This is a genomic window from Vibrio galatheae, assembly GCF_000967545.1.
Classification (GTDB): domain Bacteria; phylum Pseudomonadota; class Gammaproteobacteria; order Enterobacterales; family Vibrionaceae; genus Vibrio; species Vibrio galatheae.
This window is the reverse complement of record NZ_JXXV01000007.1, coordinates 183593-204041: the sequence shown is the minus strand read 5'-3', so window position 1 is coordinate 204041 and position 20449 is coordinate 183593. Positions and strand designations below refer to the sequence as shown.

19 protein-coding genes and 1 pseudogene are annotated in these 20449 nt (G+C 45.0%); 10 read left to right on the top strand and 10 right to left on the bottom strand.

Translation table 11 applies throughout. From position 1 onward, the window contains the following. Nucleotides 1–50 precede the first annotated feature (50 nt). Together TW81_RS03680 and TW81_RS03675 are read left to right on the top strand one after the other, a co-directional pair. Entirely contained in the window at nucleotides 51–1940 is a 1890-nt protein-coding gene (locus TW81_RS03680; RefSeq protein WP_045954377.1) for a DUF294 nucleotidyltransferase-like domain-containing protein, read from the top strand. 7 nt (nucleotides 1941–1947) lie between these two features. After that, nucleotides 1948–2667 (top strand): 3'-5' exonuclease, encoded by a 720-nt coding sequence (locus TW81_RS03675; protein WP_045954376.1) that lies wholly within the window; start codon nucleotides 1948–1950, stop codon nucleotides 2665–2667. A 65-nt stretch (nucleotides 2668–2732) separates the two neighbouring features. On the opposite strand, the gene TW81_RS03670 is transcribed toward TW81_RS03675, so the two are convergent. Then, nucleotides 2733–4304 (bottom strand): BCCT family transporter, encoded by a 1572-nt coding sequence (locus TW81_RS03670; protein ID WP_045954375.1) that lies wholly within the window; start codon nucleotides 4302–4304, stop codon nucleotides 2733–2735. Between the two features lie 377 nt (nucleotides 4305–4681). Here TW81_RS03670 and TW81_RS03660 point away from each other — a divergent pair, with 377 nt between their 5' ends. Beyond that, complete coding sequence (locus tag TW81_RS03660) at nucleotides 4682–5158, top strand: MarR family winged helix-turn-helix transcriptional regulator (protein WP_045954373.1); 477 nt, start codon at nucleotides 4682–4684, stop codon at nucleotides 5156–5158. A 2-nt stretch (nucleotides 5159–5160) separates the two neighbouring features. On the opposite strand, the gene TW81_RS03655 is transcribed toward TW81_RS03660, so the two are convergent. Beyond that, nucleotides 5161–5631: an Lrp/AsnC family transcriptional regulator gene (locus TW81_RS03655; RefSeq protein ID WP_045954372.1), complete on the bottom strand. Its 471-nt coding sequence runs from the start codon at nucleotides 5629–5631 to the stop codon at nucleotides 5161–5163. 146 nt (nucleotides 5632–5777) lie between these two features. On the opposite strand from TW81_RS03655, the gene TW81_RS03650 reads away from it, so the two are divergent. Both TW81_RS03650 and TW81_RS18970 read left to right on the top strand, forming a co-directional pair. Then, a complete protein-coding gene (locus TW81_RS03650; protein ID WP_204243981.1) occupies nucleotides 5778–6713 on the top strand; it encodes a DMT family transporter in 936 nt (311 codons plus the stop codon). Nucleotides 6714–6785: 72 nt separating this feature from the next. After that, nucleotides 6786–7094 carry a cysteine-rich CWC family protein gene (locus tag TW81_RS18970; RefSeq protein ID WP_084715795.1) on the top strand — a complete coding sequence of 103 codons (309 nt, stop codon included), beginning with the start codon at nucleotides 6786–6788 and terminating at the stop codon, nucleotides 7092–7094. Nucleotides 7095–7180: 86 nt separating this feature from the next. Here TW81_RS18970 and viaA read toward each other — a convergent pair whose 3' ends face one another. Then, nucleotides 7181–8626 carry an ATPase RavA stimulator ViaA gene (gene viaA / locus TW81_RS03645; protein WP_045954370.1) on the bottom strand — a complete coding sequence of 482 codons (1446 nt, stop codon included), beginning with the start codon at nucleotides 8624–8626 and terminating at the stop codon, nucleotides 7181–7183. A gap of 9 nt (nucleotides 8627–8635) precedes the next feature. After that, on the bottom strand, nucleotides 8636–10300 hold the full coding sequence (locus TW81_RS03640; RefSeq protein WP_045954369.1) for an ATPase RavA domain-containing protein: 1665 nt from the start codon (nucleotides 10298–10300) through the stop codon (nucleotides 8636–8638). A 259-nt stretch (nucleotides 10301–10559) separates the two neighbouring features. On the opposite strand from TW81_RS03640, the gene TW81_RS03635 reads away from it, so the two are divergent. The 4 genes from TW81_RS03635 (at nucleotide 10560) to TW81_RS19705 (ending at nucleotide 13982) form a co-directional block, all read left to right on the top strand. Further along, a complete protein-coding gene (locus tag TW81_RS03635) occupies nucleotides 10560–11084 on the top strand; it encodes an NUDIX hydrolase (protein WP_045954368.1) in 525 nt (174 codons plus the stop codon). A 16-nt stretch (nucleotides 11085–11100) separates the two neighbouring features. Next, nucleotides 11101–12108, top strand: coding sequence for a low-specificity L-threonine aldolase (gene ltaE / locus TW81_RS03630; RefSeq protein ID WP_045954367.1), 1008 nt, complete (start codon nucleotides 11101–11103; stop codon nucleotides 12106–12108). 68 nt (nucleotides 12109–12176) lie between these two features. Next, entirely contained in the window at nucleotides 12177–12488 is a 312-nt protein-coding gene (locus TW81_RS03625) for a c-type cytochrome (protein ID WP_084715800.1), read from the top strand. Nucleotides 12489–12665: 177 nt separating this feature from the next. Continuing rightward, nucleotides 12666–13982 carry a methyl-accepting chemotaxis protein gene (locus TW81_RS19705; protein WP_045954365.1) on the top strand — a complete coding sequence of 439 codons (1317 nt, stop codon included), beginning with the start codon at nucleotides 12666–12668 and terminating at the stop codon, nucleotides 13980–13982. A 263-nt stretch (nucleotides 13983–14245) separates the two neighbouring features. Here the strand turns inward: TW81_RS19705 and TW81_RS19640 are convergent. Further along, nucleotides 14246–14383, bottom strand: a pseudogene (locus TW81_RS19640) (putative quorum-sensing-regulated virulence factor); the annotation flags it as partial. A gap of 197 nt (nucleotides 14384–14580) precedes the next feature. Then, complete coding sequence (locus TW81_RS03610; RefSeq protein WP_239424275.1) at nucleotides 14581–15816, bottom strand: peptidoglycan DD-metalloendopeptidase family protein; 1236 nt, start codon at nucleotides 15814–15816, stop codon at nucleotides 14581–14583. A gap of 151 nt (nucleotides 15817–15967) precedes the next feature. Here TW81_RS03610 and TW81_RS03605 point away from each other — a divergent pair, with 151 nt between their 5' ends. Next, nucleotides 15968–16840 carry an aspartoacylase gene (locus tag TW81_RS03605; RefSeq protein ID WP_045954364.1) on the top strand — a complete coding sequence of 291 codons (873 nt, stop codon included), beginning with the start codon at nucleotides 15968–15970 and terminating at the stop codon, nucleotides 16838–16840. A 161-nt stretch (nucleotides 16841–17001) separates the two neighbouring features. On the opposite strand, the gene TW81_RS03600 is transcribed toward TW81_RS03605, so the two are convergent. From TW81_RS03600 to TW81_RS03585, 4 genes are read right to left on the bottom strand one after another with little or no spacing between them, the layout of a single operon-like run. Further along, a complete protein-coding gene (locus TW81_RS03600; RefSeq protein WP_052706139.1) occupies nucleotides 17002–18087 on the bottom strand; it encodes a nickel/cobalt transporter in 1086 nt (361 codons plus the stop codon). A gap of 32 nt (nucleotides 18088–18119) precedes the next feature. After that, entirely contained in the window at nucleotides 18120–18797 is a 678-nt protein-coding gene (locus TW81_RS03595; RefSeq protein ID WP_239424273.1) for a DUF1007 family protein, read from the bottom strand. 55 nt (nucleotides 18798–18852) lie between these two features. Further along, entirely contained in the window at nucleotides 18853–19866 is a 1014-nt protein-coding gene (locus tag TW81_RS03590; protein WP_045954362.1) for a CobW family GTP-binding protein, read from the bottom strand. Further along, nucleotides 19856–20416 (bottom strand): LbetaH domain-containing protein, encoded by a 561-nt coding sequence (locus tag TW81_RS03585; protein ID WP_045954361.1) that lies wholly within the window; start codon nucleotides 20414–20416, stop codon nucleotides 19856–19858. Before TW81_RS03585 ends, TW81_RS03590 begins: the two co-directional genes overlap by 11 nt. Between the last annotated feature and the right edge of the window lie 33 nt (nucleotides 20417–20449).

Sequence of the window (20449 nt, the reverse complement as noted above, 5' to 3'; positions counted from 1 at the left end):
GGCAAGATCATGTACCATTGAAACATCACTCTCAAAGACCGGATGTTTTCATGGAAGCCGAGCTACTGGAAATAAAAAACTTCCTTTCGCAACACGCACCCTTTGATGAACTCGAAGACGATGTCCTCAACTACATCACCAAACACGTTGAAATTTCTTACTATCGTGAAGATACGCCAATTATCCATTTTGGTGACGAAATCCATGATCTGTATATGGTTCGTAGCGGTGTCGTCGAAGTTTATCGACGTAAGGGGGAACTCTACAATCGGTTAGATGAGGGTGCGCTGTTTGGTCAAATGGGGTTATTGACCAAAAACAAAGTGCGCTTCCCGGTCAAGGCGATTAAAGACACCTTGTTGTACTGCATTCCAGAGCACGTTTTCCAAGAGTTATACGACAATCATGAATCCTTCGCCGACTTCGTTGAAGTTGAAGATACCGCTCGACTGCGGCAAACCATCTCAAACACCAGTGAACAAAACGACTTAACAACGTCTAAAGTAAGGACTCTTCTCACAGGAGAGGCTCCAACTATCGACAAAACAGAGTCAATTCAAAATGCGGCAATCAAGATGGCGGATGAAAACGTCTCGTCACTGCTCATCATTGACCCAGATATCTTAGAAGATGACGAAGATGATCATTCGCCGCTGGTTGGGATTATTACCGATCGCGATTTATGTACTCGCGTGTTGGCTCAGGGACTCGACCCTAGTGACCAAGTTGCCACTGTGATGACCACAGAACTTATCTCACTCGATCACAATGCTTACGTCTATGAAGCTATGCTGACCATGCTGCGATACAACGTTCATCACCTACCCGTGCTCAAAGATAAAAAACCAATTGGCATTATTGAAGCGACCGATATCGTTCGTTACGAATCGCAAAACTCACTGCTGCTTGTCAGTACTATTTTCCAACAGCAGTCTATCGAAGAGCTGGCCGCTCTATCTGAGCAAGTGAAAAGCAGTTTCGTTCGTTTGGTTAACGAAGATGCAAACTCTCACATGGTGGGTAGCGCCATGTCTGTTATTGGCAGAAGCTTTAAGCAGCGCATCATCGAACTCGCAGAAGAAGAACTTGGCGAACCGCCTGTCCCATACTGCTTTGTCGCTCTCGGCTCCATGGGCCGTGACGAGCAGCTTTTAGTTACCGACCAAGACAACGCGATTATTCTTGATAACAGCTTTGTTAAAGCGCAACACGATGACTATTTTGCAGAGCTGTCTAAGCGGGTGTGTAATGGTTTAGATCAGTGCGGATACAGCTATTGCACTGGAGACATAATGGCCACCAATCCGGATTGGCGCATGACAAGAACCGAGTGGGAAGAATGCTTCGCCGACTGGATTGATGACCCTAACCCTAAAGCACTCCTGAACGCATCGATCTTTTTTGACCTTGATGGTGTTTACGGCCGTCTCAAATGGGCCGAGCAACTCAACGGATTCATTGTTCGACGCGCACGTAAAAATAATCGCTTCCTTGCTTGTTTAGCACGCAATGCGATGAATCGTACACCACCGCTTGGCTTCTTTAAGGGCTTTGTGATGGAAAAAGATGGTCAGCATAAAAACTCGATAAACCTTAAGCGTCGGGGTACCGCACCACTTGCAGATTTAATACGTGTTCATGCGCTTGCCGTCGGGTCTCGTTCGAAAAACTCCTTTGAGCGCTTAGATGACATTCACGAGGCTGGCATTCTCCCCAAAGGCAAAGCACGCGATCTCAGTGATGCTCTGGAGTTTATCTCTATGGTTCGAATTCGCCACCAAGCTTACGACGTAGAGAATGAAATTGAACCAGACAACAACATTGAGCCAGAAAATTTGTCGGATTTTGAGCGACGCAACCTCAAGGATGCGTTCCAGATCCTGAGCAATGCGCAAAACTTCCTTAAATTCCGTTACCAAGCCAGCAACAACTTTAAGTGAGGTGAACATGCTCAATAAAATTATGTCACCTCCCTCCATTGACTGGCAAAGTAAGTTCAGACGCAAGCTCGAAGTGGCTCAGGATGATGCTTTGAAAGCTTACTATCAAGCTGGTGTGCCCAATCCTACAACACCAATCGAGGAAGTGGTGTTTCTGGCGATGGATTTTGAAACAACCGGGTTGGACTCAGAGCAAGATGACATCATTACTATAGGTACGGTCCCCTTTACGCTCAACCGTATTTTTATCAATCAAGCTCATCACTGGACGGTCAAGCCGCGTAAGCAGCTTGCTGAAGATTCTGTGGTTATTCACGGCATTACTCACTCAGACGTATTAGATGCCCCAGATTTAATTGGTGTGTACCAACAAGTTTTGCAGCAAATGGCAGGCAAAGTCATGGTGGTGCATTATCAGAGAATAGAAAGAGAGTTCTTTAACCAAGCTCTGACGACCCGGATTAAAGAAGGGATTGAGTTTCCAGTTGTCGATACCATGCAATTAGAAACGCAGCTTCAACAAAAGGCCTCTGGCGGGCTAATCAATAAAATTCGTGGCCGCAAGCCAGAGTCAGTCCGCCTCGGGGCAAGCCGAACTCGTTACGGGTTACCGCTATACACTCCTCACCATGCGTTGACTGACGCAGTCGCCACGGCTGAGTTGCTTCAAGCACAAATCGCCCACCACTTTGAGCGTAATAAACCAATCAACCAACTGTGGATTTAACCGCAGCGTTACACGCACAAAAAAAGGGACGTTATTCGTCCCTTTTCATAATACCGTAAGTGAGATTATCGCTTCTCAGTACGCATACCCATTAGCAAGCTGACACACATCAGCAGCAGTACGAAGGTAAACGGCAGCGCGGTTGAAATTGCGCCAGCCTGAAGTGCCTGAACCGCTTCAGAGCCGCCAATCCAAAGTAGAGCGACTGCAATCGCACCTTCCATAAACGCCCAAAATACACGCTGAACAACAGGAGCATCGACTTTACCACCAGCGGTAATACTGTCGATAACCAACGAGCCTGAATCCGATGAAGTAATAAAGAATACCAAGACCAGTACCACAGCGATGATAGAAAGCAATGAACCATAAGGTAGTACGTCGAACATCTGGAACATGGCGAGTGAAACATCCGTCAGTCCATGTGAACCCAATTCGCCAACACCATTGATCACTTGATCAATCGCCATACCGCCGAATGTCGACATCCACAATAGAGTTACAGCGGTTGGAACGAGTAGAACCGCAGTAATGAACTCACGTACGGTGCGACCTTTTGAGACACGCGCAATAAACATACCTACAAATGGAGACCACGAAATCCACCAAGCCCAATAGAACACTGTCCACCCTTGGAACCAAGCGACGTCTTCACGACCGTGTGGGTTACTCAGTGGCACGAGGTTTTCTAGATAGGCCATTAACGTAGTGCCTACATTACCCACCACGATTGAGTAACCAATCAGAGCGACCATAATGAGCAATACAAACGCAACAATCATGTTGATGTTACTAATGACTTTTACACCACCATCAATGCCACGAACAACGGACACCACCGCCAATAGCGTCACCACAGTAATGACAATAACTTGTAGGCCTAGCCCAGACTCCAACCCAAATACGTGATGAATACCACTTGCTGCTTGCTGTGCGCCTAAGCCAAGTGAAGTCGCAAGACCAAATAACGTTGCAAGTACCGCTAGAATATCAACAATGTGCCCAGCCCAGCCCCAAGCTCTATCGCCGAGAATAGGATAGAAAATAGAACGAATTGAAAGTGGTAAGCCCTTGTTGTAAGCGAAAAATGCAAGTGACAGTGCCACAACCCCATAAATCGCCCACGGGTGTAGACCCCAGTGGAACATGGTTGCGCCAAGCGCCAGCTTAGCCGCTTCTGGTGTATTGGCTTCAACGCCGAGTGGTGTTTCATACCAACCGGTAAAGTAGGCCACTGGCTCAGCAACGCTCCAGAACATCAGTCCAATACCCATACCAGCAGCAAACAGCATGGATAACCACGAAATATAAGAATAGTCAGCGGTCGCTTCGCTACCACCTAAACGTATTTTACCCAGTGGAGAAACAATCAATGCTAAGCAAAAAATAACAAAGATATTGCCCGACCAAATAAACAACCAGTCAAAGCTGCCTATAATCTGCCACTTGATACCATCAAGGGTCGCTTTCGCTGACTCTGCGTCCATCACCAAAACAGCAATCAAGAATGCTGCTATCAGACCTGCACTCCAGCCAAATACTGGATTGTGCACATCGAATCCCCATTTCTGCACATTATCTTGCCCGATCGTATAGTCGGTGCTGTCAATACTGTACTTATCTATGCCTTTAGTCATCATTCCTCTCTAGCATTTGATCCTTGGTGCTTATCAGAAATTACAAACAAATCATTAGAGCTAAAACTTATTTCAATAATAATACAATCTGACCCTGCTATCATTATTGTACGCATCTTATCGTTTTGTGCCAGTAGCAAGCTGTTTTTTCGCCACATTTTAGCGAAATATGGCTTCAACTGATGGGATAAAGAGCAAATTGAGTTACACTTAGCGTTTGATAATATTCGTACACTAAATATGTAAGCACGGAGATAATTTAGAGACGGGATTGTGCATGTGAAAATTTGTGATAATTGGGACTTTTTTTCATCGATTATTTCATGTATTTTTCGGCTAATTTTCTCCATTCATTCTCGACGAACCAAGGAAACGCATTGGAAAAGCACGAAGAAGTATTGGTTTCGATCCGCCAAATCATTCGAGCGATCGATCTACACTCTAAAAAACTCAGCAAAGAGTCCGGTCTCACCGGCCCTCAACTTATTCTGATGCGTTCGATTAAAGAGCTTGGAGAGGTTACGATTCGTCAACTATCGGATCACACCAATATGAGCCAGGCAACCGCGACGACGATTCTGGATCGTTTAGAGCGTAATGGCCTTGTTCAGCGCATTCGTAGTGTCAAAGACAAACGTAAAGTTCACGCTCATCTCACAGAGAAAGGGCAAGCACTTTTAGAGCAAGCACCGACCCCTTTACAGCAAAGCTTTATCACCAAATTTCAGCATTTAGAAGAGTGGGAGCAATCATTACTGCTTTCGTCTGTCCAGCGGATCTCTTCCATGATGAACGCCGAAGATATCGACGTCGCACCTGTGCTTGAATTGGGTAGTATTACTAAGCCGGAATAATCTCACTGAGAATGTGACGGGCTAAAGATTGGCAGCTCGCTTCCGCCTTTTACCTGACGAATCGCCAAGTGGGTATGAATATCTTTGACATTTTCCAAACGTTGCAGTTTGCGCGTAAAAGACTCATACCCAGCTAAATCATGGCTGACCACTTCTAACAGGTAGTCATAAGCACCCGAAACTACGTGGCAGCTGATGACCTCATCCATATCCTGTACCGCTTGTTCAAAGTCATCAATGCTTGATGCTTGGTGGTTATTCAAGCTGACCTCAACAAACACCGTCATACCGATTCCGATACGACCTTTATTAAGACTGGCTCGGTAGTTGGCAATGATACCCGACTCTTCCAGTCGCTTAATGCGTCTGGCACATGGAGAGGCTGATAACCCGACTTTATCTGCAATGTCCGCCGTTGATTGGCGCGCATCTTGTTGCAGCAACCGTAGAATGTGTTTATCAATTCTGTCCATACTATCTCACGCTATTTTTCTGCTATAAATTCCATAAATTTGCTGGAATCCATCAATGTAGAGGTAAATCATAATCAATATTGCCAGATTTCGCCGCTCTTTACCGCGCATAATGTTAATAACTTTAACTTGATGTACGTATGGATATGTTTTCTGGATATTTGGCAATGATTGCCACCTTGTTACTCTGGTCTGGTTTTTTCCTTTCTCTGCGCAGCGGAGCACATTCTGATCTGATGACCGCAGATATTGCCATCGCTCGGTTCCTGATCCCTTGCTTGGTGCTGTTGCCTCTGGTTTATAAGGCAAGAAAAGCCATTCTCGCCGTGCCAAAGCGCTATTTGCTCGGTATGTTTTTAGGCAGTGGTCTGCCCTATTTATTTGTCGCTGGTTCAGGAATGAAACTGGCTCCGGTATCCGATGGCAGCGCACTTATCCCTGGAACGCTACCACTCTTTGTTTCGGGTATCGCGGTGTTGTTATTTAAACAGCCTGCGAGTGCTCATCGCCTATTTGGTTTAGGGTTAGTCGTCACGGGCATAGGATTATTTCTCACGCAAAGCTTTAGTCATGCAGACGCAAACTTGTTGCAGGGCCACATGCTATTTTTGGTCGGCAGCGCGATGTGGGCGGTATTTACCATTTGCGCTCGCGTTTCTAACCTCAATCCACTCGCCGCTTCTGGATTGATTTCACTCATGTCAATGCTGGCGCTTAGCGTGCTAATCGTGACGGGTAACCTTGAGAGCTATTTATACGCGCACGGCGTAGAACAATGGCCTTGGCGAGAGCTAAGTGGTCACTTGTTGCTGCAAGGTATTGGCGCAGGTCTTATCGCCGCGTTTACTTATCTGCATGCGATTTCGGTATTGGGCGCAGAGCGAACAGCGGCATTCGGAGCGGCGACACCTGCCGTTGCCACCCTTTTGGCGATACCAATATTTAACGAAGCACCTTCGTTATTGGGTTGGGCAGCGCTCAGCCTTATTTGCGCGGGCAGCCTGATTGCAAGCAATATCTTTATGAAAAAGGATGCTTCTCTTCAGTATCAACCACCTTCGTTTAAAACAGGATCTAAGTAAGCGAGATTTTGAAGTTGTATCGCGAAGTCTGTATAGTTCCGCTGTCGCCAGTTTGAACGGAAAGAATAAGTTTTGAAAACTCCTTGTATCGCCGCATGTAAAAACAACGAAGGTATCTGTAGTGGATGCCACCGTACTATGGACGAAATCGTTAACTGGCGTCATTTTTCTGATCAACAGCGGGATGAAATCATCGGTAATTTAAGTGGCAGACTTACGACACACACTTGTCCTAGCTGCAATCAACCTGCTCAGTGTGATATCAGCCAAGGTAAGTCTAGTTGTTGGTGTTTTGGCTTGGAAAAACGCGATACCGAAAGTCTTGCTGCCCATGACTCATGCTTGTGTCGTAAGTGTTTATCTAAACTGCCAACGGCTTAACTCTGCGCTTACTAAATGACGCTAACCCATAGCTTCAAAAGAAAAAAGGAGCGTCAAGCGCTCCTTGTTTATCGATGATGTCATCATCACCACTTTTTCATCAAACGCCCGACAATATTTGGATGATAAGCCCAAGTGTGGTCAAACATTGCCATCAGCTCAGGGTTACCGTATTTCGATAAACAAATCGCATGAAAGCGGTTTTTACGCGCTTTTAGCTCTTCGACGCGCGCGATCATCTCATCAGACTGTTTGGGTGCAATAAAATCTGAGATCACCACCAAATCGGCGTTTTTGTACTTATCGCCACACATTAAATCAATCGATCTCATGATCACCGGCTCGATATCCGTTCCACCATGAAAGTTATAACTCAGGAAGTCACTCGCTTCACGCAAGCCATCTTGTTTGGTCAGCTCGTAAGTAATCTGCTCTGTGGAAAACAGCATTACATAACAATCGCGGTCTTCGGCTAAGGCAATCTGCATCAAAGCATAAGCCATTGCTTTGGCGCACTGCTCAGGAAAACCGTTCATCGAACCAGACGCATCAACGCAAATAATGAATGGCCCTTTTTCAACGTCGACTTGTTTATTATCAGGTTGCTGAGCACGTATTTTGCGCAGGGTGCGAGATTTGCCCTGCATGCGATAGTTCATCAACCGTTTATCGACCAGATGTTTATAAAACACCACTTCGAGTTCTGGGTAGGCAAGAAAGAGCGTTTCGTTAGGAAGAAGTTTATTTAGATCGTCGCTTTCATGAATGCCGACAATATCATCGGTTGCTTCATCTGACTTCTCTTCCACCATCTGTAACTCTTCGGCAGGAGCGCGGTTCAAATCTGGGTCATTAACCTGACTTGCCATTCGACCAAGCTTTTCGCTGATCTCTTGTAGACCTTTGTTTTTCTTTAAAAACTCGGCATGGCGTTTCATCACATTCAGATCAGATTTACTCAATTTAGCCGAGGCCATATCCCATAAACGACCAACGCTGCCTTCATCCCCTTCCTCGGTCACTTTATCCATGTTCTTCATGGTTTCCATGCGTTGGTAGAGATCTTTCAACACCTTTTCTTTGTTGGCTTCTAGCTCCGTGACCTGCGCCTGACGAATCGCATCGGCAAGGCTTTGGTACCACTGATCACAGAAGTAGTGAGGAAACATCGGATTGTTTAATCCTTTGTTTTTTTCGATAAGACGACGAGCTTGTAAATAGAATGCAGAGTGCCACTCTAGCTTTTTAATAACATCAGGAATTTCTTTAAAGAACCGCTCTTCATCCCAATGAATGACTTCTTGGTAGAGGGCAAGTTCTTGCTGGAAACGCTCGGTTTCACACACCTTAGTGATACGTTTTTTTACGCTACCACGCCACTTCAGCAAGTGGTTTTTGACTGAGCTTTTTACCCCTCTGTTCTCGGCCATCGCCATCACTTGCGAACGCGCAATCAAATCGTTGACCGCCGTATCAATAATGCCTGAGTCAGCAATGGCGAGTGCTAAGTTTAAACCGTCGACACCTAACATATCAGCTCCTTAGGAAAAGAACTGATTTAGGTTTTTGATCCGAAAAACCGTTCGTTCGCAGTCGGTCTTGGTCGACTCCAATACTTGCTGCAGGTTCTGGAGGCTGGCTTCCATCGTGCGTGGCAATTCTTGATCAATGAATCCATGTGGCAGCGCACCATGAAAATGCGAACGCACCTTACGTAAATGATGTTCCGCCTCTTCAAGCTGTGACATAGCTTGTTCTGCTTTCGCCACCCATGTTTGATAAGTCGACTCATTCAACCCTTGCCGAGTGACAATTGACACCAGCACACCTCGATTGGCAATGTCCTTGATGACAAGGTTGTTGCCAGCATCCACATCAAACCTTAAACGACACATATTGGTATTTTGATTCACATAGCCATAAACATCACCATGTCCGTCTTTGATGACTCGCTCCAGTTCGTTTTTGGGCACATAAACCCAACGACTGTCGCCTTTTTCGGACTCAGAAACTGACATGTTGCTTTGAAGGATAACAAGTTTAACCAGATCAAACGCACTGCCTACTTTATAGCTTTTGGCGTTAGAAATATCGTAACTATTGACCTGCTTTTTAAGTAATCCAGTCGTTGATTCCGTCGCGAGCGTAATACCGAATTGATCTTCAAGCTCTTGTTGAATATCAGCGAGTTCTTCACGACAAATCGTAATTTGTTGTTCTACTTCTTGCTGATCAAATGCATGGTTGAGTGCAAACTGTTTGATGACATTGCGCACAACGTCACGCGACTCTGGGCTGTTCCACAAACAGTCTTGCAGCAACAGCAAATCGAGGGGATTGATCGAATCACGACCATTAAAATAGGCACTCGCTTTAAGCAGCTTAACGGCTTTTTTCCAGCGTCGGTCGGAGACATACATATCAGTGTCTGCGACATCAATACCACTCGCTTCGGTTGCTGCGCTCTCAAGCATAGATTTCAGTTCAAACAGCTTTTCAAACACTTCATCGGACAGTTCAAGCTGCTCTAGTTCACTCTGCCACTGGTGGTACTCTGCATCAGTAATAGCAAGCCCTGCTGGAATCACCGCCTCTTGGGGAGTTCCTACAGTAAGCATTGACTTGAAGTTCTGTTTATTTTGAATGCGATTGACGAAAACACGCACCAGCATCCTGTCATACAAAGCTTCTAAGCCGCTATCTTCATCGGGTAATTCGTTAGAGGCAGAGACCAGTAGTCGCATTGGAACACGTTCAATATCGCTACCATTTTTGAACGTCTTCTCGTTAACCACGGTCAGCAGCGTATTGAGAATCGCCGGACCGGCTTTCCAGATCTCATCGAGGAACACCACTTGCGCAGTCGGCAAATAGCCCTTAGTCAAACGTAGATAACGGCCATTATCTTTCAGTTCTTGAATGCTTAACGGCCCAAACACCTCTTCAGGCGTCGAAAATCGCGTCATTAGATATTCAAAATAGGAGGAGTTATCGAAGGCTTGTATCAAACGTTTTGCAATCAGACTTTTTGCAATACCCGGCGGGCCAAGTAAGAAAACACTTTCGCCGGCGAGCGCCGCAAGTAAACATAATTTGATGGTGTCTTCACGTTCATAAACACCATCTGACAGTGCTTGGGCTAACTTAGTAATTCGTTCTGAGAGCAACGCTTTTTGTGAGTAAGACACTCGATTTGAGCTAATCATGTTCGCGCTCTCCTAAGGCTAACCGCATGGTATGTATAATTTTATACATTTGTTATCATCTTGTTACAAGTGCAATTTTCGGATTGAACAAATCTTTATATCAGAAGCGCTTTGAGCGTATCCCAACGAAAACTATGTTTGCACTTTTGAGGGTTTAAGGTAACGGTTTTGCTGTTGAGCCTTGAGATTGAGCTTTATATCACGAGCGCGAGAAGTTATGGTAAGTTCTGTCTTAAGCTAGGGCTAAAATATAAAACTAATGGATAATAGTACTAAGACGCTTCATTCGTGGAAACGCATCTCTCTAGTTGAGGAGACTATCGCTCTTCCCAACGGCAAACATATCACTCATACCACTATTTCACATCCCGGAGCAGCGGTCATCTTGCCGATTGATAGCAACGGACACATCATTGTTATCAACCAGTATCGCCCGTCATTAAAGAAATGGTTATTAGAACTTCCAGCGGGTACTTTAGAATCAGGGGAACCCATAGAGTCTTGCGCTCATCGCGAGCTAGAGGAAGAAACAGGGTTTAGCGCTAGTAGCATGATATCACTCGGACAGGTGACTCCCCTAGCTGGGTTTTGCGATGAGATACAGTATCTGTTCGTCGCTAAGCAGCTCAGCCAAACTCAACGTTTTCAATGTGACGATGATGAAGTGATTGAGGTGTTAGCCTTGTCTGTTGCCCAGCTCGAACAAAAAATTATCGCTGGCGAAATCACCGATGCTAAGACCATCGCGTGTTTAAGCAAAGCGAAACTGTGCGGTTATATATAAGTAAGGGGATTAATTTATGGATTTTCGTTCAGATACGGTGACCAAGCCAACCGATGCAATGCGCGCTGCAATGGCTAGGGCCGAGGTTGGTGATGATGTTTACGGCGACGACCCAACTGTAAACGATCTAGAGCAATGGGCAGCGCAGCAACACGGTTTTGAAGCGGCGCTGTTTACCACCTCTGGCACTCAGGCAAATTTGCTGGGGCTAATGGCTCACTGCGAGCGTGGTGACGAATACCTTTGTGGTCAACAAGCGCACAACTACAAATTTGAAGCAGGAGGCGCGGCAGTACTCGGCTCTATTCAACCTCAACCCATAGAGAATAATCCGGACGGCACACTCGATTTTGCTAAGTTGAAAGCCGCGATCAAACCTGATGATTGCCACTTCGCTCGCACCAAGCTACTCAGTTTAGAGAACACAATTAATGGTAAGGTTCTGCCACTTGCTTATCTTGCCGAAGCTCGTGAGTTTGTTGATCAACACGGCCTGTCACTGCACCTTGACGGCGCTCGGGTATATAACGCTGCAGTCGCTTTAGATGTGGATATCAAAGAGATCGCCCAGTACTTTGATTCAATGACGATCTGTTTGTCAAAAGGCTTGTCAGCACCAATTGGCTCGTTGTTACTTGGCAATAAAGCGTTCATCGCCAAAGCGCGTCGATTACGTAAAATGGTCGGTGGTGGTATGCGCCAAGCGGGAATTCTCGCCGCAGCGGGCAAGCTCGCGTTAACCGAGCAAGTAACACAGCTCAAAACAGATCATCAAAACGCGAAAAAACTGGCAATTGGGCTGAGTGAATTAGCAGGCTTTTCCGTTAACCCAAATTTCGTGGAGACCAATATTGTCTTCGCCAAACTCGATGAGTCGGTTCAAATCGGCCAGATTGCCCAGCAATTAAAAACGGATGGAATCACGATTTCACCGGGTAACCCGATTCGTTTCGTTACCCACAAAGACGTAACCAGCGCCGATATTGATCTGTTGCTCACCAAACTTGCGCAATACCTCAAATAATTGACTCTTGAGCTTCCCCTTAGGGGAAGCTTTATTCTTAAGGAGTTTGCATTTAACGAGACGTCATGATGAAGCGCATTGTTACCTTACTACTCCTTCTCCCTTCAGCGGCATTCGCCAACACTGATTTCGGTAACCCACAGCTTGGTAAAGTAAAAGTACCAAGTTGCGTCTTTTGTCATGGTAGTGATGGAACGGCTTCAAATCCTACTTACCAAAATTTGAAAGGGCAGAACGCTCAGTATCAATTTCAATCAATGAAAGACTATCAAGATGGTCATCGCCAAGGACCATTAGCTGAAATGATGCAAGCTCAGCTATCGCGACTTAATGACCAAGATTTGAAAGACATCGCCGCGTATTTTGCCAGCCAAGATTAGCACAAGTAATGAGCTTACGGTTGTCAGCTCGCTAATTTCATACTCCAAGCACACCCCCAACCACACAAACAATCAAGTTATACCTCGGCATTTTATATGCTATAAGTAAGTAATATAAAAACAAATTGTTAACATCATTGTACATATTACGCTTACTGCATATAACACGGGAATCTTATGTTCTTCAATAACTCTCTCCGTAAGGAACACCAACAGCTTAAAGAGCGGTTCTATTCCCTAATACAGGTAAAAGAAAGCTTTGATAAAGACATGTTGGGTATCACATTAGACCCGAAAGGGTTCATCGTCGCAGTCAACAGCTTGTTTGAATCGAGTTTAAACCTCAAGGCTTCAGCGGTGATAGGCAAGCACCTAACAGACTTAGTACCCCAAAAAGTTCGTAACACTGAACATTTTAAGCGAATGAAAGACGCGCTAGATAAAGGCTTGCACTGGAACGGCGCGATGCAAGTGCAAAATGGTGCCAATGACGAAGCCTGGCTACGTACTATAATTCAGCCAATCATTAACAGTAAGAATGAAATACTAAACATTAGTGTATTTTCGACAGAGTTGACGCGCACGATTAAGACATCACGCGAGCATGAAGATATGCTCAAAGCACTAAACCGCTCGACTGCTGTCATTGAGTTTACGCTTGATGGCACCATTATTCGTGCTAATGACATTTTCCTGAGCACTATGGGTTATTCCAATGCCGAGCAAATCGTCGGCAAACATCACCGAATCTTCTGTGAGCCTGCAGAGGCAAACTCGGATAGCTACACCGCGTTTTGGCGCAAGTTGGCAAGCGGCCAGTTTGTATCGCAACGCTTTAAGCGTGTCGATAGTTATGGTCGTATTGTTTGGCTGGAAGCATCATACAACCCAATACACAACGATTTAGGCGAGTTGTATAAAGTTGTGAAGTTCGCGACCGTCATCACCGATCAAGTAGCACGTGAAATGGCCGCCACGGAAGCTGCCAAAATTGCGTTTGATGTATCTGACGCTACCGGACAACAAACCACCCAAGGCCAGCAAGTCATCAGCTCGACGATCGATAAGATGGAATCACTGACTGAACAGATGAAACAGGCCAGTGCCAGTATCGAAGCTTTGAACGAGCAATCGAAAAAAATCAGTGAATTAGTCAACAGCATCAGTGGAATTGCCGATCAAACCAATTTGTTGGCACTCAACGCTGCGATCGAAGCAGCGCGCGCAGGCGAACAAGGGCGTGGATTTGCAGTTGTCGCAGACGAGGTACGTCAATTGGCGTCTCGAACCAACAAGACAACTGACGAAATTGTCGCTGTCATGAGCGAGAACCTCAAACTCACCGAAGGCGCCGTATCGTTGATCGCGCAGTGTCAGACGGAAGCAAGTGAAGCATTAAACCTTTCGACAGAAGCGGGAGATGTAATGGAGGAAATTCAACTCGGCTCAGACAAAGTTGTCGACGCGATGAACCACCTAAACGAAACCCTGTAAAGACACACAGTGCGTAAAACAAATGTAAGTGATTCTTTCGATATAGTCATCCCGATGTAAACATCGAACAAAACTCGGCCAGCAGTGTGAAATATCGGTGCTCCCTCTCAGGTCACTGATACTTCACTCGAAATATTGTGCATTCTTGCGCGCTTTCGATACGAGGAAACATATGAAAAATATTCGGGTTAGTGCTGGGGATGCTGCTGGCTTTTTCATCACAGGCTGATACAGACGTCGGACTTTTCGTCTCTTACTGAGGGTTAAACTTCAAGCATCATGATTTGAGGTTTAACCACGCTGTCTAACCCTTCAATTTTCAGTGCGAGACACAACTTAAGCAATTCACCCAACTCCCCATCCGGAAAGCCCTTCTTATCGAACCAAAAACAATACCGTTGCCTTCGGGAAATGGGGCAGAGTTCGCAACATGCGTCTAACTCATCAGACAGGTGCCCAGTGAGCACACCTTTGGACAATTCCGAGTTACGATCCATAGCGCACTCTGTCTTGTCGGATAATTTCTGGTACAGCGAAAATTTTCCATATCAAATTTTAGTTAAGACTCATGTTTCGTTGACTCGCTTCTACTAAATAATCAAACTCTGAGACTCGTGCCAAAAAATGCGCTTTTGTGGATACTAGGAAGCGACTTCGCGATAGGTAAATCGGCTTTCATCGCATCGACAGGACGATTACGCACTAAAACTTCAAAGTGTAAATGTGGTCCGGTTAAGCGGCCAGTCGCCCCAGCAAGAGCAATTTTTTGCCCACGTACTACAAGTTGACCTTTTTTCACCAAGATTTTATCCAAGTGTAAATAACGCGTTTTGTACACGCTGTTATGTTCAATCACCAAATAGTTGCCTGCATAAGGGTGTTTACGAACCGCAATCACTTTTCCATCCCCTGTAGAATAGACTGGTGCACCGATTGGTGTCGCGAAATCCGTTCCGTTATGTGGCGCTATTCTTCCCGTTACTGGGTGTTTACGCTTAGGATTAAACCTAGAGGTGATTCTACGGTATGCCTTATCGACAGGATAGCGGTCAAACGCTCGCTCCAAACTGTTGCCAGCTCTATCATAGAACCGGCCATCCTCGGCTAAAAATGCGCCGACTTCGCCCTTCGTTAACTTAAAAGAAATCGCCTTAATTTCACTGTTGCCGGTGTTGTGTTCACCTAAATATTGCTGTTTCACTAATATATCGAAACGGTCACCGGCTCTTAGGGATCGAACAAAATCAATCTTGTCTTTCATCACCTGCGTAATATTTGCGACTTGGCCTGATGTCAATCCCACTTGATGTGCCGAAATCGAAAAGCTCCCGTTGATTTCTCCCGAAAATAAGCTTTCACGCCATTCTCCTGAAATCTCCTGAAATTCGTAAGAGAAGGAACCGTCGTTTTCTCTAGTGTAGATAGCCTTCTCTACAAGGCTCACATGATAAATTAGCCGACTCAATTGACCCATATCATCCATCACCAATTCAAGCTCTTTTCCAGGCTGAATCATATCTAGCTGGAGATGGTCAAGATCAACCGAGAGAATTTGCAGCAAAATTCGATAAGGGACACCCAATTGAGCAAAGATACCACTGAGCGTATCTCCCACTTTTACTATGTAGTGCACCCGTTTAGGTTTAGGCAACGGTGTCAAACTGATATCTGAGGGAGCTATCATCTCTGATGATGGAGGTGGTGACCTATCACTGATTTGATTAAGTTGATCGCTGTGAATATCTTGATTTGGCTCATCCGCGGTAGGCAGAAGCCAAGCGACCGAAAAACAAAGCACAGCAACGATTAAAGCAATAAATCTAAATTGAACCATGAAAAACTAAGTATCAATAATTACAAATGTTATGTTATAACATATCTCAAATTAATTTTACTCAGTTTAGTCCGCGTTTATTCAATTCACTCGATTGGCTGGCTAAGCACAGTCCAGTCAATCAACTCATTCTCTTTGAGAAGGCTCAACAATGAACAAACTTAATTCAGTACTTATCGTTGCAGGAACACACGGAAACGAGCTTTCCGGTGTTTATTTACATAAACTAATCAAAGAAAAACGTTACTCTGTCGAGAGATCAACCTTTTCAGCCGATTCGGTCATCGCCAACTCCGAAGCAGTAAAGCACAACGTCCGATACATCGATACCGACTTAAATCGCGAGTTCTCAGCAACGGATAGCGATGGTTGCTCCGACTTGTATGAAAGCAAGATTGCAAACCAATTCATTGAGCAATACGCAAACCAAGCAAAACAGTTGATTGTTGACCTGCACAATACAACCAGCAATATGGGGGCAACGTTAATTTTGCTTTCTAACGACGTGTTTTATCGGAAATTGGGCGCGTACGTTAAACAGCGAATGCCGTCAGCACATATCCTTTTTGAAGAGCGGAAAGAATGGCAAGAGCAACCTTATCTTTGTACTGCTGGACAATATGGATTAATGATTGAAGTCGGGGCGCAAGCACATGGTGCGCTAAAGCACGACACTTTGGAGTTAATGAAACAGATGCTTACCGTAGTATTGGACTATGTCGAAAAGCACAACCTCAACCAAATCGGCTTACTGAGCGAATATGACGCTTTTTTTTACACCGAAAAAATCGAGGTTCCACTTGATCAAGAGGGTATGCGACAAGCATTAGTGCACCCTACTATTTGTGGCAGAGATTTTGAAGCGGTCAAACCAGGGAGGCCTCTATTAGCGACTTTCGCTGGCTATGATATTCATTGGAATGGCGAAGGAGAAATTTACCCGCACTTTATCAATGAGAGTGCCTACAATAAGGCGAACATCGCAATGGCTCTCGCTAAAAGACGTCGTGTTTCTCCTGTATAACAGAAGGAAGCACGCTGAGCCATTCTTGGCTGTATTCGCGCCAATAATTTGAGTCTAGTGAAACTGAGGGACTAAGCGTAAGCAATGCCACTGAAAAACGTTAGTTAAGTAAAACCATGTAAGTGATATAGTTTTTAGCCGCCCTTGCTTACATGGTCAAATCATAATAGTGGGGAAATAGAGTAATTCTGTCCGACAATAAGTGTGAGCCCCACCATAATCAGCAATACGCCACCGATGAATTGTAGAAAATAGCCTACATTCATCCAATTTGCTTTGTTGTTCGAAGCAGTCAAATAACGTTTGACCAATTGCTTACTGGTTAAGGTCATTACCGCAATGATGGATGTTGTAAATGCAGTACCTATTGCCATAGCTATCGCGCTAGCAACACCCATCCAGTACAACCCAACCATATTAGCAAACAGCAGCACCATAATAGCGCCTGTGCAAGGACGCATCCCAATACTTGCAACAATGCCAACATACTCTCGCCAATTTTCAGCATGGTTGATCGCTTGTGCACTGGCAACATGTTGATGCCCACACCCACAGCTCTCCAGAGTAGCTTTGTGCTGATTGGTCATTGCAACTGGCGTTCGCAGAGTCAAAGGACAAACAACGAATTTTTTGTCGATATGCGAATGTTCTGAAGCAGTCCTAATCGTGAGTGGTGTCATACGGACGAATTTAATTTTCTCAGTTCTCATTGTACGGTAAAGCTGCTTAGCTGCTTTCCAACAGATTAAACACCCAAGCATCACCACTAATACAAAACTCAGTGAAACAAAAAAATTTGCTTGTTGATTAACGACTCGCATAGAGGCATTGAAGCCCCATAACAGAATACTCACCAGCACAATCGCCACTAGTGCCTGACAGAATGCCGAGATGATGGTTAAGACCAAGCTGGTTTTTACTTTTGTGGGGTGGGTCGCTAAGTAAGTCGTGACAATCACTTTACCATGCCCGGGGCCTAGTGAATGAAGCATTCCATACAAAAAACTCACGCCAACCAAATAACCTCCGGCCAGCCACGGGTGAGTTTTTGCATCGTATAATAAATCTGCAAGTTCGCTATTCACTTCCCGTTGCCACTGTAAACTCGCTATTATCAGTGAAGGCCACGCTAGCCAAAATTGATACACACAGGTCATAATCAACGCACAAGCCACGAAGGAACAAAGATAGCGGCGTCGGTTACGCGTAAAACGCTTCTTTTCATTGTGCTGTGAATGTAAATTCATCAGTTTCATTCCTATCTCTGAAAGTTTATTGTTCATTGTGTTTGGGGAACACTTGCGCAGTGGAGGTTCACTGTTTGAGTAAAGAGTTGACCCAACTCATAATCAGGGTCCGCATTCGCAGGGAGAGACATCGCATAACTCATTTGTTCTGGCGTTGGATTTGGCTGCGCAAGAGTAAATCGACATTGACGCGAAAGCTCGTCAGACAGTTGAATATCGCTGATAGATGTCCACGCCATATCTACGTAGTAACTTGAGTCAAAAATCAGTAAACGTAATGAATCCCTTGTGACGGGTTTAGGCATAGAAAGTGGCAATTCGAAACTCAGCACTAAGCGAGAACGGTTACGACTAAACTTCCCACTATGAGCCTGGCTATACTTGATCGGTTTATAGTCATCATAAAAATAAGTGAAATAATGTTCATACAGCATATTCTCCAACGTAGAAGCTGCTAACTTTTGTAGAGTTTCTTGTTCACTTTCAGGTGACATATCTTCCCCATCAAGTATGTAAGCCGACGTCATCGGATCAAAAGACCATTCCATCTTAAAGCCTGTAATCATGCCTTCTTTACCTTGGATGTAGGTTTTTGTCTCAACCCATGAATGAGGGTGAGCTTGAACCGTACAGGAAAACAATATGGTTACTAGCCCTAACCCGATACGGCGACATAAGTGCCGTAAGCGCAGATCTAAAAAAAATCCCACTAACATATTTAGGAGGTTGGGCATGGTGGGTAGAGGGAAAGTTTTTTCTTCTCGATCATGATGTCTTCTCCAAACATCGAAATAATCTATCTTCAAATTGGTCATCTAGAGCAGAAGAGATCAGTTCAAGGCGACTTTCTGAACAATCGTCTAGCTCTAACTCTTTGAGTCCATCTGATGTTAGGTTGTAACCAAAAATACCGCTTCCCGTGACAAAAACCGCTTTCATACGTTCGACCTTGAGCTCAAGCAGCAACAATCTCAGCTTTTTATGATCGAACACTTTCTCAGCGGAGATACGCCAACCGATACTGTAGAAGCCTTCCCCCTGATTGGTTGCTTTGAGAATACCGCTCTCAGGCATAGGCAACTCAGGAACAAGCAACTTTTTCTCTCGTTCACGATAAAGAACAGAGGGCGTTTTTAGCACGCCAATATGAGTCGCTCCCTCAAATTCATGAAAAGGGATAGCACCATGTTCAGCAAAAATCACTTTTGTTTCCCGCAGGCCGCGCTTAGCTATATAAGTTGTAAGCTTTTGTTCATCTCCATCTTGATAGAGATCGCGCTTATTCCCTACCACTGTATCTGCGATAGCGATTTGCTGGTTAAACGTTTCATGGTCAGTGTACTTAGGATCCGATAGTTTACGTGCATCGACTAAAGTAATATTTTTTTGCAAAGCGAGAATTTGACGATAGTACTCGGTCGATAGCACGTGCAGTACTTCTTTAGGATGACCAAGGCCTGTCGGCTCAATCAACAATCGATCTGGCCTTGCTTCAGACAATAATTGATTCAAGGCGATTTGCATCGGAAGACCTGCTGCACAGCACATACATCCCCCGGGGACCTCACGAATAAACACTTGGTCTTGCTGTTTTTTTTGGCCTTGTAACAAGCTGCCATCAATACCAACTTCGCCAAATTCATTGACCAATACAGCCCAACGTTCATGACTTGGTTTATGGGCCAATAAGTGCATTATTGCCGATGTTTTCCCCACCCCAAGAAAGCCGGTGATGATGTTAGTCGGCACGCGCGAAATCAGAGGCTTATTAAAGTTCATTGGCAATTCTCCGATAGCCTTGGACTAGCTCATGGTTGGCAGAAACGACGGATTCGGAAAAAGCTGAATATTCTGGTGGCACTTTAGAGATACTCTCTAAATCAAAACCGACACCAATATTGGTCATCGGCGGTACATGGAAACAAGCGGGTAAATCGAGGCCATCAACGACACAGTTATGACGAATAACGCACCTCTCACCGATGACGCTATTAAACACGACGGAGTTGAAGCCAATGAAAACATCATCACAAACCTGGCAAGGGCCATGAATAATTGAACGATGTGCGATGGATGAGCGCTCACCAATGGTCACCGCAGCTCCTGCCTTAGAATGAATCACGACGCCATCTTGGATATTGGTATCACGTTTAATGACGATTGCTTCCATGTCTCCATGGTTATTAACTTCGTCAGCTCGGATAACTGCATAAGGTCCAATAAAAACGTTATCCTCAATAATGACTTTGCCACAGATAATAGCGGTTGGATCAATAAAGGCCGTTGAGGACACCTGTGGCATATGGCCTGTTGGGTTTCTTCTTAACATAATGCTTCCAGTTTGTTCATGGTTCTTCTTTTC

Excerpts from the sequence above, each read along its gene's own strand:
- TW81_RS03680 (WP_045954377.1), top strand. The coding sequence starts at position 51 with ATGGAAGCCGAGCTACTGGAAATAAAAAACTTCCTTTCGCAACACGCA.
- TW81_RS03600 (WP_052706139.1), bottom strand. The coding sequence starts at position 18,087 with ATGAATTTACATTCACAGCACAATGAAAAGAAGCGTTTTACGCGTAAC.
- TW81_RS03585 (WP_045954361.1), bottom strand. The coding sequence starts at position 20,416 with ATGTTAAGAAGAAACCCAACAGGCCATATGCCACAGGTGTCCTCAACG.
- TW81_RS03625 (WP_084715800.1), top strand. The coding sequence starts at position 12,177 with ATGAAGCGCATTGTTACCTTACTACTCCTTCTCCCTTCAGCGGCATTC.
- TW81_RS03655 (WP_045954372.1), bottom strand. The coding sequence starts at position 5,631 with ATGGACAGAATTGATAAACACATTCTACGGTTGCTGCAACAAGATGCG.
- TW81_RS03635 (WP_045954368.1), top strand. The coding sequence starts at position 10,560 with ATGGATAATAGTACTAAGACGCTTCATTCGTGGAAACGCATCTCTCTA.
- TW81_RS03610 (WP_239424275.1), bottom strand. The coding sequence starts at position 15,816 with ATGGTTCAATTTAGATTTATTGCTTTAATCGTTGCTGTGCTTTGTTTT.
- TW81_RS03675 (WP_045954376.1), top strand. The coding sequence starts at position 1,948 with ATGCTCAATAAAATTATGTCACCTCCCTCCATTGACTGGCAAAGTAAG.
- TW81_RS03590 (WP_045954362.1), bottom strand. The coding sequence starts at position 19,866 with ATGAACTTTAATAAGCCTCTGATTTCGCGCGTGCCGACTAACATCATC.
- viaA (WP_045954370.1), bottom strand. The coding sequence starts at position 8,626 with ATGTTAGGTGTCGACGGTTTAAACTTAGCACTCGCCATTGCTGACTCA.
- ltaE (WP_045954367.1), top strand. The coding sequence starts at position 11,101 with ATGGATTTTCGTTCAGATACGGTGACCAAGCCAACCGATGCAATGCGC.
- TW81_RS03605 (WP_045954364.1), top strand. The coding sequence starts at position 15,968 with ATGAACAAACTTAATTCAGTACTTATCGTTGCAGGAACACACGGAAAC.
- TW81_RS19705 (WP_045954365.1), top strand. The coding sequence starts at position 12,666 with ATGTTCTTCAATAACTCTCTCCGTAAGGAACACCAACAGCTTAAAGAG.
- TW81_RS03650 (WP_204243981.1), top strand. The coding sequence starts at position 5,778 with ATGTTTTCTGGATATTTGGCAATGATTGCCACCTTGTTACTCTGGTCT.
- TW81_RS03670 (WP_045954375.1), bottom strand. The coding sequence starts at position 4,304 with ATGACTAAAGGCATAGATAAGTACAGTATTGACAGCACCGACTATACG.
- TW81_RS03640 (WP_045954369.1), bottom strand. The coding sequence starts at position 10,300 with ATGATTAGCTCAAATCGAGTGTCTTACTCACAAAAAGCGTTGCTCTCA.